The organism is Desulfofundulus luciae (assembly GCF_030813795.1).
GTDB lineage: Bacteria > Bacillota > Desulfotomaculia > Desulfotomaculales > Desulfovirgulaceae > Desulfofundulus > Desulfofundulus luciae.
In genome coordinates, this window is record NZ_JAUSUX010000008.1 from 107,376 (window position 1) to 119,653 (window position 12,278).

The window sequence follows — 12,278 nt, forward strand, 5'->3', positions numbered from 1 at the left end:
TAAAATGTCCAGAACGATAGAATTCAGGTTGAGCGGTTCGGGTGGCCAGGGCCTGATTCTGGCGGGGGTGATTTTGGCCGATGCGGCCATCCGGGACGGCAAAAACGCCGTACAGGCCCAGTCCTACGGCCCGGAAGCCCGGGGTGGCGCCAGCAAGGCGGAAGTGATTATCAGTGACGGTGAAATTGATTACCCCAAGGTGGTCTTGCCCGATGTAGTCCTGGCCATGAGCCAGGATGCGGCCGATAAATATGCCGGGAAAGTCAAAAAGGGCGGCCTGCTGATTGTGGACAGCACATACGTGAAAAATGTGCCGCCCACTCCCGCCCGGGTGTACAGCTTCCCCATCAGCCGCCTGGCCCGGGAAAGGACCGGCAAGGAACTGGTGGCCAACATGGTGGCCCTGGGCGTCCTGGTGGGCCTCACCGGCGCCGTTTCCCGCCGGGCGCTGCAGCAGGCGCTGCTTTTCCGCATCCCCAAAGGTACCGAAACCTTGAACATGCAGGCCCTGGAAGCGGGGTTTGAAATGGCGAAGGCCTCTTCGGTAAAGGTTCCGGCTTAAAAAGAAGGGTTGTTCCAGACGGGGAACACATTACCAGAAAATTATTTGGCTGCCAGAAACTGCGGGAGGGAAAACACTCCCGGTGCAGAAGAAATAAATAGGGCTGTAATTGATACTGTCGCCAGTCCGGGGAAGATTTCCTTCCGGCTGCTTTTGCGACAGTTTCTTAATTACGGGCTGAATTGGACCACGGGGGCCATCGGGGGGAAAAAGATTGCTATGGAAGAAAAATTTGTATGTTCTGTGCCTGACCCAGTTTCTGGCCATGTCTTCAATGCAGTTGATCATGCCCTTTCTTCCCTTCTATATTGAGAAACTGGGCGTTACAGAACCAGGAGCCGTAACCGTCTGGACGGGTATCATTGCCTCGGCCAATTTTCTGGCTTCGGCCATTATGTCCCCGGTGTGGGGGAATATGACGGATCGCCTTGGTTGTAAAATTATGGTTCTGCGTTCACTGGTTGCCCTGGCGACATTTGCCGTCTTTTTAAGTCTGGCGCAGAATGTTTACCAGTTTACGGCCATCAGAGCTTTGATGGGGGCCTTCAGTGGCTTTAATGCGGCAGCCATTGCCCTGGTGGCGGTGAACACGCCCGAACAGCACCTGGGTTATGCCCTTGGGCTTTTGCAAACGGCCCAGGTGGCGGGAACCATAACAGGCCCCCTGTTTGGTGGAGTAATAGCCAGCCTTTACGGGTACCATCAGGTTTTCCATCTGATTACATTGATTAATGGCCTGGCTGCGGTAATGGTTTATATTTTGATCAGGGAAAGTTTTGGCCCTGGCTGCACCGTACGGGATATTCGCGATCCGGCGGAGAAAAATGGATCTTCCCCCGGACAAACCCCTCTCTGGGTTGTTTTTGTTGTTATTTTCATTGCCCAGTTGTCCGTACGTATTGTGGAACCAATGGTACCTATCTTTGTGAAATCCTTATACCAGGATGAGCGCTTTCTGTCCTTAATTGCCGGGATAGTCATTGCTTCCACGGGTGTGGCCAATGTGCTGGGCGCCCCTGTGCTGGGGCGCCGCAGTGACAGATCCGGCTATAAGTTAACCCTGGTTCTGTCCCTTACCGGTGCGGGTCTTCTGTATCTGGCCCAAACTCTGGCCAGTTCCCCCTGGCAACTGGGCATTTTAAGATTTTTCCTGGGCTTTTGCATGGCTGGCATTTTCCCGTCCGCCAATGCCATAGTGGGGCACCTTTTCCCGAAGGAAAAGCGGGGGAAGGCCTACGGCATAATTTCCAGCGCCACTTTTTTGGGCAATTTTGCCGGGCCGCTGACCGGGGGATTGATTGCCGCCCGGTTTAGTGTGCATGCCGTTTTCCCGGTTACCGGTGCACTGTTACTGATCAATGCGGTGTGGGTGGTTAAATCCCTGATGGAACCCAGAAAAATTTTTAACCCCCGGCAGGAGGAAAATTAAATATTTATGGCGAATACACTATTAAGTCGGTTTTCAAAAAATTTACAACAGGGACTTTAATGCTTTCAGCGGGGATGGTATGGAGGCTTGAAGGTGAAAAAGACGGTGTTTGTGGCCGGCCATGCCAGTCTTCCCCAGGGTATGGCCGCCAAGGGTATATACGGCACGCTGGCCATTGTAGCGGAAATTGATCGGAAGTACGGCGTTATTGTTCAGGCATCCTGCACACTGGTTACTCCGCTGGCTCAGGAGTATATCAGATCAATTCTGGTGGGCCACAGCCTTTTAGATGGCATAGAAGGGCCAATTCAGGAAATTAAAGAATATTATCACGGGGCGGCGCAGAATGCCCTAATTGCCGCCCTCAAAGACTTGTACCGGACTTACCTTAACGGTGCCGGGCAGGCAAGTCAAAAGGCCAGGTAGTATAAAATAAGTCAGCGTCCCGTAATTAGGGTCGTCAACTGTAATATCTACAATCGCCCGAGCGATCGGGCGGTGCGAGTAGATAGGTAGCCAGTTGTACGCCGGGCGTCAACGGTTACCTATTTTTATTTTCGGATTTTTGGTTTGGTTTGGACTTTTACTTATATTCGTGCAGGGGAGTGATGTTTGGGGAATTGATCCGGAAGGGAGAACAGATATACCCGGCCTTTTTGCGGCCGGCGAGGTGGCGGGAGGAGTGCAGGGCAGGAACCGCCTGGGCGGGAACTCCCTGGTGGACATTTGTGTCTTTGGCCGGCGGGCCGGACAGGCAGCGGCGCTTTTTGCCAGGGGGGTCCTTCACCTGGAAAGCTTACGCTGGAACACGTGCGCCGTTATCATCGGGAACTGGCTGCCGAAGGCATTGAAAAGGGGCGCGTCTCACCGCTGTTGCTTCCCGATTATACCCGTCCCGAAGTTAAAGAGCGTCGCTATAGTTAAATTATTAATGATATAATTGGATAATAAGCATTTACCCTTCGCTGGAAGCGGCCTGGTTTCGTTACTCCAATAGAAGAGGTGGTATTTATGGGCTATAATCTCACCCAAAAGATCCTGCTCAATCACTTAGTTTCCGGTACCATGCAACCGGGTCAGGAGATCGCCATCAGGATAGATCAAACTCTTACCCAGGATGCTACCGGTACCATGGCTTACCTGCAGTTTGAGGCTATGGGCATCCCCCGGGTTAAAACCGAACTTTCCGTATCTTATGTGGATCATAATACCCTGCAGACCGGCTTTGAAAATGCCGACGACCACCGGTTTTTACAAAGTACGGCGGCTAAATACGGGGCTTATTTCTCCAGGGCGGGTAACGGTATCTGCCACCAGGTTCACCTGGAAAGGTTCGGCGTACCCGGCAAAACCCTGCTGGGATCGGACAGCCATACCCCCACGGCCGGGGGCCTGGGCATGCTGGCCATTGGGGTGGGTGGTCTGGACGTGGCGGTGGCCATGGGCGGAGGTCCTTTCCATATGGTGATGCCCAGGGTGGTCAACGTCCGGCTGCACGGCCGGCTGGCGCCGTGGGCCACGGCCAAGGACGTGATCCTGGAGGTTTTACGCCGCCTTACCGTTAAGGGTGGGGTGGGCAAGATCCTGGAGTACGGCGGGGAAGGGATCAAATACCTTACCGTGCCTGAACGGGCTACCATCACCAACATGGGGGCGGAGACGGGAGCCACCACTTCCATCTTCCCCAGTGATGAAGTAACCAGGGCCTTTTTACGGGCCCAGGGCCGGGAAGAGGTCTGGGTGGAACTGGGGCCGGATCCGGATGCCGCATATGATGAAGTGCTGGATGTTGATTTAAGCACCCTGGAGCCCCTGGTGGCCTGCCCCCACAGTCCCGACAACGTAAAGCCCGTGCGCGAGGTAGGGCCGCTGGCCGTGGACCAGGTGGTCATTGGTAGCTGTACCAACTCTTCTTACCTGGACCTGATGAAGGTTGCGGCCATTCTCAAGGGGAAAGTGGTGCATCCCCGGGTGAGTCTCGTTATCGCCCCCGGCTCCCGGCAGGTATATGCCATGCTGGCACAAAACGGTGCCCTGGCGGATCTGGTGGCCGCCGGTGCCCGGATCCTGGAGTGCGCCTGCGGGCCGTGCATTGGCATGGGGCAGGCCCCCCCTTCCGGCGGGGTTTCGGTGCGGACCATCAACCGGAACTTCAAGGGACGCAGCGGTACGGCCGATGCCCTGGTGTACCTGGCAAGCCCGGAAACCGCGGCAGCAACTGCCCTTACGGGCAGGCTGACCGATCCAAGGGAACTGGGCGACCCTTCGGAAATCGCGCTGCCTGAAAGATTCCATGTGGATGACCGCATGATCTTACCCCCTGCTGATAACCCGGATGACGTGGAAATCGTGCGCGGTCCAAACATAAAGCCCCTGCCGGTGGCTGAATCTCTACCCCGGAGCATACAGGGCCGGGTGCTCATTAAGGTAGGCGACAACATCACCACCGACCACATTATGCCTGCCGGGGCCAAGGTATTGCCCCTGCGTTCCAATATCCCGGCCATGGCCGAGTATGTTTTTGCCGCCGTAGATCCTTCTTTCTCCCGCAGAGCCAGGGAGGCCGGAGGCGGGATTATCGTGGGCGGGGAAAATTACGGCCAGGGCTCCAGCCGGGAGCATGCCGCGCTTGTTCCCATGTACCTGGGTGTGAAAGCCGTGCTGGCCAAATCCTTTGCCCGCATTCACCGGGACAACCTGATCAACTTTGGTATTCTGCCCCTCACCTTCATTGAACCTGCAGATTACGACAGGTTGGAGCAGGACGATGTGCTGCAGATCGATCAGATACACCAGGCACTGCAAGACGGAGCGGACCTGGAGGTTAAAAATGTCACCCGTAATTTTACCATTAAAGCACGGACGCAGCTAACGCCCCGGCAGGTGGAGATCATCCTGGCGGGAGGCTTGCTTAATTATACGCGCAGGGGCTAGACATGCGTAACAGGGAGCATCAGTGCTTGACATGAAATAAGGACGGTACGGTATCCGGAAATAATTAAAGGAGCCCGATGCGTTATACAATAAAGCAAGAGGTCTGGATAATTCTACCCGGGCCTCCCTGGCCGCTCTGGGGTTGGAGCTGGCCGAGCTGCCCCAATGGACCTGCTGCGGAACAGTATTTCCCCTGGCCCGGGATAATTACATGGGCATGGTCGCAGCGGCGCGTATTTTGGCCGGTGTCGCCGGGGGCAAAACAAGCCGCCCCGCAAAATTGCCAAATATAACCTTTCCTCCCGCACGGACTGGGAAGCAACCACGGCTGAAAGACGTTAATTCCTGTAAAAGAGCCACTCTATGCCTGATTTTGGGTGAAGGCGGCCAGGATCTCCCGGGCTTCCTGGATTCTTGCCGCCGGCACCCATATTTCCAGGGCGACTACCGGACCCATGATAACCTTCAAGCAGCGGTTGATGCCGGAATATTTGCGCTGGGTGGGGATGCCGGCATGATTCAACAGGCCGGCAATCATGTCCGCTTCCAGGTCATTGGCGGCAGTACACAGTTTTTCCCAGGCCACTTCCCCCACCTCATTCTTTTTTTAATTATTCTTTCCGGCCCGGCCGCATTTTTGTATACCATTTTGGCCCTTAGAATAACGTCGTGGTCAGGAAGTAAAATAAACCGGGTACCAGTATGGGGCCCTGGGGCGGCGTATCGCCGGCCGGGTGAGGGCGTAAAAAGCAGAGGCCCGGTTGACAGGTCTGGTTGCCGGGAGATAAAATGTGGTAGCAAAACCTCCTGGTAGGTGAGATGAACATGGGCATCACGTATATCGAGGGTACGGTAATCGGACCCACTGGCAAGGAAGCCAGGGTCAGTTTCCTGGTGGACAGCGGGGCCAAATACTCCTTGCTTCCCCTGGATGTCTGGCAGAAGATCGAACTGGTACCCAAAAGAAAAATGACCTTTATCCTGGCCGATGGTACCGAGATGGAAAGACACGTATCGGAGTGTTATATAATCCTTCCCCATGGAGAAGCCCATACGCCGGTTATCCTTGGTGAACCGGGGGATGAGGCCTTGCTGGGAGTGGTTACGCTGGAGATTCTCGGTTTGGTTTTAAACCCGTTCAACCGGATTCTCCAGCCCATGCGGATGGCCCTTTAGCGAGTGGTGCCTGACAGTTTACCGGGATAGGGACCTGTTATTAAGCTCCGGGGGTTCAGTCTTCCACTGGTATGGTCAGTAGATCAGTTTGTTTGAATGCCGGCATCTAGTAAATAAGCCCCAAGGGGTCTGCTACCCTTGGGGTTTCTTCGTTTCTTTAAGTCGGCGGCCGGTTATAATCCCGGTGTGAACCCATTCCGCCCTTTTTTTGTGGTATACTTATGATATTCCGGTATCATTGATGGGAAATAAATCTAAAAAAGAGCAAGTTCGAATAGATTATTACAAAACTATGGTGGGGAGGACGGTCGATGGCAAAAAAACGGGTGGCGGTCATTTTTGGCGGGCGTTCGGGAGAGCACCAGGTCTCCTTAAACTCGGCAGCTTCGGTGATTGGCGCCCTGGATAAGGAAAGGTACGAGATTATTCCCGTGGCCATTACTCCGGAAGGAAAATGGTTCGCAGGCATTGAGCCGGCACAATTGCTGGCCGGAGAGGACCCGGAGCAACTGGGACAAAGGGTCGTTCTGCTGGCGGACCCCACTTATGGGGGCCTGGCTCCTGTGGGGGACGGGTGCGTAAGGGTGGAACAGTTGTGTCCTATCGATGTGGCTTTCCCGGTATTGCACGGTACCTTTGGCGAGGATGGTACCGTCCAGGGACTTCTGGAGCTGGCCAACATCCCCTATGTAGGGGCGGGGGTGATGGCTTCGGCAGTGGGTATGGATAAAGTAATGATGAAGACCGTCTTTGCCCGGCACGGCCTGCCCCAGGTGCGTTTCTGCCACTTCCTGCGCCGTGATTGGGAGCGGGATCCGGAGGCGGTGCTGGACAGGGTGGAACAGTTGGGTTATCCCGTCTTTGTCAAGCCAGCCAACCTGGGTTCCAGTGTGGGCATATCAAAGGTGAGGAACCGGGAGGAACTGCGGGAGGCCATAGACCTAGCCGCCGGCTACGATCGCAAGATTATCGTGGAGGAATTTGCGGATGTCCGGGAGGTGGAAGTAAGCGTCCTGGGCAACGATGATCCCATGGCTTCCCTGCCGGGGGAAATCATTCCTTTAAACGAGTTCTACGATTATGAAGCCAAATACGTGGAGGGAAAATCCCGGCTGGTTATACCGGCCCAGTTGCCGGGAGAAACCATGCTGGAGTTGCAAAAATTGGCGATCCGCGCGTTTAAGGCCCTGGACTGTGCCGGTTTGGCCCGGGTAGACTTTTTCCTGCGCCGGGATAACGGGGCCGTGCTGATCAACGAAATCAATACCATTCCCGGTTTTACCCGCACCAGCATGTATCCCAAGATGTGGGAGGTCACCGGCATCCCTTATCAGGATTTGCTGGACCGGCTTATTGAGCTGGCCCTGGAAAGGCACCGGGAAAAAAACCGGTCCCGGACCACCTTCCAGCCGCCGGGGCCGCCGGTTAAAACCGGCCGGTTTTAACCGCGTAACCCTTGTCCGGGACCGAAAAAATACCATTGCACACAACGTCGTAGGGGAGCTGGTACCATGTTTACCTGCTCGGAATCAAAACCCTGCCCGGGCAAATGGGGAGCGGTAGCCCGGCTGGCATTAATGGGACGCTTTCTTTTTCTGGCCTTTCCGGGGGTGGCCCGGGAGTTGAAAAACTGGAGACTGATGGCGTTACGCTGTCCCGAGCCGCACCTGCGTCAGATGGCCCTGGCCAGCATTGGTGCCAAGGCATTTCACTGCCAGGGGGGCAGCGTCTTCAGCGCCTGGACCGGCAACCACCGCCGGGAGTTGATCCGGGCCATTGTGGCCCTGCAGACGATCAGCGACTACCTGGATAATTTGTGCGACCGGGCGGGGGTGCAGGACGGGGAGGCCTTTCACAGACTGCACCGGGCCTTTGTGGACGCCCTTTGTCCCGGGGCGTCGGGGTGCGATTATTATGTCCTCTACCCCTACCGGGAGGACGGCGGGTACCTGCAGGAACTGGTACGCTCCTGCCAGCAGGCCCTGGCCCGGTTGCCCGCCTACGGGCCGCTGCGGGAAAGGGCCTGCTGGCTGGCCGAACTCTATTGTCAGCTTCAGGTGTACAAGCACATCCAGTGGCCTCTAAGGGTGAAAAGTCTGACCACCTGGCTGGAACCCTTGCTGGAAAGCCTTCCGGAAAGGCTCTACTGGTGGGAGCTGGCTGCGGCCACCGGTTCAACCATTGGCATCTTTGCCCTCTTCGCCCTGGCGGCCAGGGGGAGTTACACCACGGACGAGGTGGAAAGAGTCACCGCCGCCTATTTTCCCTGGATCTGCGGGTTGCACATTTTACTGGATTACCTTATCGACCAGCAGGAAGATGTGGAAGGCGGCGACTTAAACTTTGTTTCCTATTACCGGGACGGGCAACAGGCCGCCGGGCGCCTGAAGTATTTTGTGGACCGGTCCCTGGCCCTGGCCGCGGAACTACCCGATTCCTTTTTCCACATGACCGTAGTACAGGGCCTTCTAGCCATGTACCTGTCCGACGCAAAGGTAGACGGGCAGGGCCTGCAGGCCACCAGCCGCCTGCTTTTGGACAGCGGCGGCCCCGCTGCCCGCCGGCTGTACCGCTTGTGCGCTTTTTTACGGAAAGTGGGGATTGTTTAAACGCGGCCTGCGTAAAAGATTTCAGATTTATATGATAATTAGTAAGGGGGGTGTAAGAGGAATGAGTAAGGCGCAGATCTACTTTGTCCTGGCCCTGGTTTTGGCCGTGCTGGTGGCAGTATTTGCTGTCCAGAATCTCGAGCCGGTTAGCATAAACTTCTTGTTCTGGCACCTGGATGGCATCTCCAAGGTGCTAGTGATCCTGTTTTCCACCATGGCGGGTGCCCTGGCGGTACTGTTCCTGGGTGTATGGTGGTATTTCCGTAGATACCTTTACATCCGCCGCCTGGAAGGGGAAGTCCAGAAGCTACGGGGCGAGCTCGACGATTGTAAAAAGGTGGCTAAGCTTTCTCCGGCCAGGGAGTCGCCGGATACTGCTTCCGGCCCGTTTGGGGCGGGTCCTGAAAAATAAAACGGTACCTTTGCTTGAGATGGTGAAACCTCCCGCCATCCCCTGTGATCTATTTCATTGTCCGTCTTAATTTTATACCCTATAATGGGTCCTGATAAATACCAGACCAGCGGGAAAAAAGGATGATGCAGGTGAAATGGACCAAAGAGGCCCTGCAGTATATGAACAACGTTCCCTTTTTTGTGCGGGAAAAAGCCAGGAAAAAGGTGGAGGAGTGGGCCAGGCAAAAAGGGGTCGAGGAAATCACCATGAACGAGGTTATGGAAGCCCGGAGCAAAATGACCGCCCGGGATCCCAATGCCCCCCCGCCGGCCAAACCCAGGATTGCCGTGGTACGCTGCAACATTGTTTCCGAGGTCTGCCCGGGCGTGGGCTGTCTTAACAGCTTCAACAAAAGGGAGCAGCACTTTGCCCGCTACGGCCCCGATGCCGAGCTGATCGGCTTTTTCACCTGCGGAGGATGTTGCGGACGCCGCGTTTCCCGGTTGGTGGAAAAATTGCTGCCCTACGATCTCACCCATGTTCATTTGAGCTCATGCATGCTTTTGGAGGGGGACTATCCCAGGTGTCCTTTCAAGGAGCAGATAAAGAAGACCATCCAGGCCAAAGGTGTGGAGGTCATCGAGGGGACGCACCACTGATGCACCGCGTGCCAGTTCTTCCAAAAAATTTTTGCGGGCATACAGGAAAACAGTTATCAATCTTGAATTCTATATTAAGAAAGCAAAAACGTTTTCGCTGTAGCTTTGTACGGTTTAGCGGTGGGATATAACTAACTGGCTCATCTATGCAACAAAAGGGGGAATACAATAATCATGCAACCGGTGGAAATCAAAACGAAAATATACTGGGTGGGCGGCATCGATTGGGACCTGCGTTACTTTCATGGCTATCTCACTCCGCGGGGAACCACCTATAATGCCTACCTGATTGTGGATGAAAAAATTGTGCTGGTGGATACAGTCAAACACTACCTGTTTGATGAGATGTTGAGCAGGATCAAAAAAGTTGTGGACCCGGCCAAAATCGACTACCTGGTGGTCAATCATGTGGAAATGGATCATTCCGGCAGCGTCCCCAAAATAATGGATCTCGCCCCGGGTGCCAAAATCGTAACTTCGCCCCAGGGGAAAAAGGGTTTGGAGCGGCATTACAAAAGGAATTGGGATTTTGTGGTTGTTAATTCCGGTGACGAACTCAACATCGGCTCCCGCACTTTAAAGTTTGTGCACACTCCCATGGTGCACTGGCCCGACTCAATGGTCACCTATATTCCTGAAGAGAAACTGCTTTTGCCCAACGATGCCTTTGGACAGCACATTGCCAGCATCGAACGTTTTGATGATGAGCTGGGATGGGATGTGGTTCACGAGGAAGCGGCAAAGTACTACGCCAATATCGTTTTGCCCTACGGCGACCAGGTAAACAAGGCCCTGGATGTTGTTTCCCATCTGCCCATTGACGTGATTGCCCCCAGCCACGGGGTGATCTGGCGCTCCTTCCTGCCCCGGATTTTACAGGTTTACCGCCGGTGGGCCAATCACGAAACCGGGAAGAAAGCGCTTATAGTATACGATACCATGTGGGGTTCTACGAAGAAAATTGCTCTGGCCCTGCAGGACGGCCTGGAGGATGCGGGTATTCCCGTTACGGTCAGGTTCCTGCAGACCAGCCACATCTCGGAGATTATGCCCGACGTGCTTGTATCGAAAGCCATTTTAATTGGCACGCCCACCTTGAACAACGGCATGCTGCCCAGCGTGAGTGCTTTTCTCACCTACCTTAAAGGACTGAGGCCGAAAAGCCGGATCGGGTTTGCCTTTGGTTCTTACGGCTGGGGTGGTCAGGGTGCGAAAGAAGTAAAGGCGTTTATGCAATCGATGGGCTGGGAAGTGCCGCTGGATGTCGTCAACCTTCAGTATGTCCCCGGTGAGGACGAGCTGGAAGCGGTGAGGGAAATGGGACGTAAGCTGGGGGAGGTGCTGTAGCTGGAGTGCAAACTTGAACATGCCGCAGGACCGGGAAAAGTTAGTTGATGTAGGGGGATGCTGTAGCTGGAGTGTAAACCCCCGGTAAAGGGCACCCGCCACAAAGGGCCTGCGTTTGAAGAGTGAATGCCCGGGGGAAAGCTATTTTAACCAGCAGCGGGTGCGGGCGGTCGTTATGTTATGGAACGCCTGGAAGAGACGGCAATAAGGTAAATTTTTAAATGCCAGAGGGGGATGGTCTTTCTGGACTCCAAAGCCCTGCACAAGATCAGTTACGGTCTTTATGTTATCACCTCTAAAAAAGGTGACCGTTTTAACGGCCAGATTGCCAATACGGTGTTTCAAATTTCAAATGAGCCACCGACAATTGCCGTGAGTATTAACAAGCAAAACCTGACCCACGGGTTTATCAAGGAAAGCAGGGTTTTTGCGGTTTCCGTATTAGCCCAGGAGGCCCCTCTTTCCTTAATCGGCCGCTTTGGCTTTAAAAGCGGCAGGGAAGTGGATAAGTTCGACGGCCTGAAGTATGAACTCAGTCAAAACGGGTTACCCTACCCCGCCGAACATGTTCTCGCCTACCTGGAGGCCAAGGTAATTCTGGAAGTGGATGCCGGAACGCACACCATTTTTATTGGCGAACTCACCGATGCAAAAGTGTTAAAAGAAGGTACTCCCATGACCTATGCTTACTATCACCAGGTAAAAAGGGGGAGTATTCCTAAAACCGCTCCCACCTTTATTCAAAAACAAGCAGAGGTGACTGTAAAAATGGATAAATACGTATGTTCTGTCTGCGGTTACGTTTACGATCCGGAAGTAGGCGATCCGGAAAACGGTGTACCTCCGGGAACGTCCTTTGAAAAACTTCCCGACGATTGGACGTGTCCTGTTTGTGGAGTGAGTAAAGGGGAGTTTGAGAAGGAAAGGTGACATTTTCCCTTAATAAATTTATAGCCAAGCTCGTTCCATAAACGTTCCAAAAATCGCCTTGCCGTGTGGCAAGGCGATTTTCTTGTGCGCCCGGCATGGGCGTTAACTTGGTGGTGAAAGTCCACTGCAGGCGAGGCAGCACCAGTCTGCTAGCCAAAGGCAAGGGTGTCCATCGCGAGGTGGAATCCGAAGGAAGCCGGCGGCAAAACCACGGCCCGATGAACAAGAACCCCATAAG

Annotated in this window: 13 protein-coding genes and 1 pseudogene; 13 read left to right on the forward strand and 1 reads right to left on the reverse strand. The window is 54.5% G+C overall.

Features of this window, described 5'->3' with window-relative positions; translation table 11 throughout:
• Nucleotides 1-4 precede the first annotated feature (4 nt).
• The 6 genes and pseudogenes from J2Z49_RS06760 to J2Z49_RS06785 all read left to right on the forward strand — a co-directional run bounded on the left by J2Z49_RS06760 (nucleotide 5) and on the right by J2Z49_RS06785 (nucleotide 4,925).
• Nucleotides 5-562 (forward strand): 2-oxoacid:acceptor oxidoreductase family protein, encoded by a 558-nt coding sequence (locus J2Z49_RS06760; RefSeq protein WP_307401178.1) that lies wholly within the window; start codon nucleotides 5-7, stop codon nucleotides 560-562.
• A gap of 214 nt (nucleotides 563-776) precedes the next feature.
• Complete coding sequence (locus J2Z49_RS06765; RefSeq protein WP_307401182.1) at nucleotides 777-1,991, forward strand: MFS transporter; 1,215 nt, start codon at nucleotides 777-779, stop codon at nucleotides 1,989-1,991.
• A 93-nt stretch (nucleotides 1,992-2,084) separates the two neighbouring features.
• Nucleotides 2,085-2,417: a DUF3870 domain-containing protein gene (locus tag J2Z49_RS06770; RefSeq protein WP_307401185.1), complete on the forward strand. Its 333-nt coding sequence runs from the start codon at nucleotides 2,085-2,087 to the stop codon at nucleotides 2,415-2,417.
• Between the two features lie 169 nt (nucleotides 2,418-2,586).
• A pseudogene (locus tag J2Z49_RS06775) lies at nucleotides 2,587-2,664 on the forward strand (hypothetical protein); the annotation flags it as partial.
• A 53-nt stretch (nucleotides 2,665-2,717) separates the two neighbouring features.
• Entirely contained in the window at nucleotides 2,718-2,915 is a 198-nt protein-coding gene (locus J2Z49_RS06780) for a hypothetical protein (protein ID WP_307401217.1), read from the forward strand.
• Nucleotides 2,916-3,002: 87 nt separating this feature from the next.
• Nucleotides 3,003-4,925: an aconitate hydratase gene (locus J2Z49_RS06785; protein ID WP_307401188.1), complete on the forward strand. Its 1,923-nt coding sequence runs from the start codon at nucleotides 3,003-3,005 to the stop codon at nucleotides 4,923-4,925.
• 361 nt (nucleotides 4,926-5,286) lie between these two features.
• Here the strand turns inward: J2Z49_RS06785 and J2Z49_RS06790 are convergent, their stop codons facing one another.
• The gene (locus tag J2Z49_RS06790; protein ID WP_307401190.1) at nucleotides 5,287-5,520 is read right to left on the reverse strand and encodes a putative signal transducing protein; all 234 of its coding nucleotides are present in this window, start codon (nucleotides 5,518-5,520) and stop codon (nucleotides 5,287-5,289) included.
• Nucleotides 5,521-5,750: 230 nt separating this feature from the next.
• Here J2Z49_RS06790 and J2Z49_RS06795 point away from each other — a divergent pair, with 230 nt between their 5' ends.
• The 7 genes from J2Z49_RS06795 (at nucleotide 5,751) to rd (ending at nucleotide 12,040) form a co-directional block, all read left to right on the forward strand.
• On the forward strand, nucleotides 5,751-6,101 hold the full coding sequence (locus J2Z49_RS06795) for an aspartyl protease family protein (RefSeq protein ID WP_307401194.1): 351 nt from the start codon (nucleotides 5,751-5,753) through the stop codon (nucleotides 6,099-6,101).
• A 311-nt stretch (nucleotides 6,102-6,412) separates the two neighbouring features.
• Nucleotides 6,413-7,546 carry a D-alanine--D-alanine ligase gene (locus J2Z49_RS06800; RefSeq protein WP_307401196.1) on the forward strand — a complete coding sequence of 378 codons (1,134 nt, stop codon included), beginning with the start codon at nucleotides 6,413-6,415 and terminating at the stop codon, nucleotides 7,544-7,546.
• Nucleotides 7,547-7,612: 66 nt separating this feature from the next.
• On the forward strand, nucleotides 7,613-8,710 hold the full coding sequence (locus J2Z49_RS06805; protein ID WP_307401199.1) for a tetraprenyl-beta-curcumene synthase family protein: 1,098 nt from the start codon (nucleotides 7,613-7,615) through the stop codon (nucleotides 8,708-8,710).
• 61 nt (nucleotides 8,711-8,771) lie between these two features.
• Complete coding sequence (locus J2Z49_RS06810; protein WP_307401201.1) at nucleotides 8,772-9,122, forward strand: LapA family protein; 351 nt, start codon at nucleotides 8,772-8,774, stop codon at nucleotides 9,120-9,122.
• Nucleotides 9,123-9,247: 125 nt separating this feature from the next.
• Nucleotides 9,248-9,763 (forward strand): CGGC domain-containing protein, encoded by a 516-nt coding sequence (locus J2Z49_RS06815; RefSeq protein WP_307401214.1) that lies wholly within the window; start codon nucleotides 9,248-9,250, stop codon nucleotides 9,761-9,763.
• A 174-nt stretch (nucleotides 9,764-9,937) separates the two neighbouring features.
• Nucleotides 9,938-11,110: an FprA family A-type flavoprotein gene (locus J2Z49_RS06820; RefSeq protein ID WP_307401204.1), complete on the forward strand. Its 1,173-nt coding sequence runs from the start codon at nucleotides 9,938-9,940 to the stop codon at nucleotides 11,108-11,110.
• Between the two features lie 234 nt (nucleotides 11,111-11,344).
• On the forward strand, nucleotides 11,345-12,040 hold the full coding sequence (gene rd / locus J2Z49_RS06825) for a rubredoxin (RefSeq protein ID WP_307401207.1): 696 nt from the start codon (nucleotides 11,345-11,347) through the stop codon (nucleotides 12,038-12,040).
• Nucleotides 12,041-12,278: the final 238 nt, after the last annotated feature.

What these genes read in the sequence shown, in the direction of transcription:
- J2Z49_RS06760 (WP_307401178.1), top strand. Translation starts at nt 5, where the DNA reads ATGTCCAGAACGATAGAATTCAGGTTGAGCGGTTCGGGTGGCCAGGGC.
- J2Z49_RS06785 (WP_307401188.1), top strand. Translation starts at nt 3,003, where the DNA reads ATGGGCTATAATCTCACCCAAAAGATCCTGCTCAATCACTTAGTTTCC.
- J2Z49_RS06795 (WP_307401194.1), top strand. Translation starts at nt 5,751, where the DNA reads ATGGGCATCACGTATATCGAGGGTACGGTAATCGGACCCACTGGCAAG.
- J2Z49_RS06800 (WP_307401196.1), top strand. Translation starts at nt 6,413, where the DNA reads ATGGCAAAAAAACGGGTGGCGGTCATTTTTGGCGGGCGTTCGGGAGAG.
- J2Z49_RS06805 (WP_307401199.1), top strand. Translation starts at nt 7,613, where the DNA reads ATGTTTACCTGCTCGGAATCAAAACCCTGCCCGGGCAAATGGGGAGCG.
- J2Z49_RS06810 (WP_307401201.1), top strand. Translation starts at nt 8,772, where the DNA reads ATGAGTAAGGCGCAGATCTACTTTGTCCTGGCCCTGGTTTTGGCCGTG.
- J2Z49_RS06815 (WP_307401214.1), top strand. Translation starts at nt 9,248, where the DNA reads ATGCAGGTGAAATGGACCAAAGAGGCCCTGCAGTATATGAACAACGTT.
- J2Z49_RS06820 (WP_307401204.1), top strand. Translation starts at nt 9,938, where the DNA reads ATGCAACCGGTGGAAATCAAAACGAAAATATACTGGGTGGGCGGCATC.
- rd (WP_307401207.1), top strand. Translation starts at nt 11,345, where the DNA reads ATGGTCTTTCTGGACTCCAAAGCCCTGCACAAGATCAGTTACGGTCTT.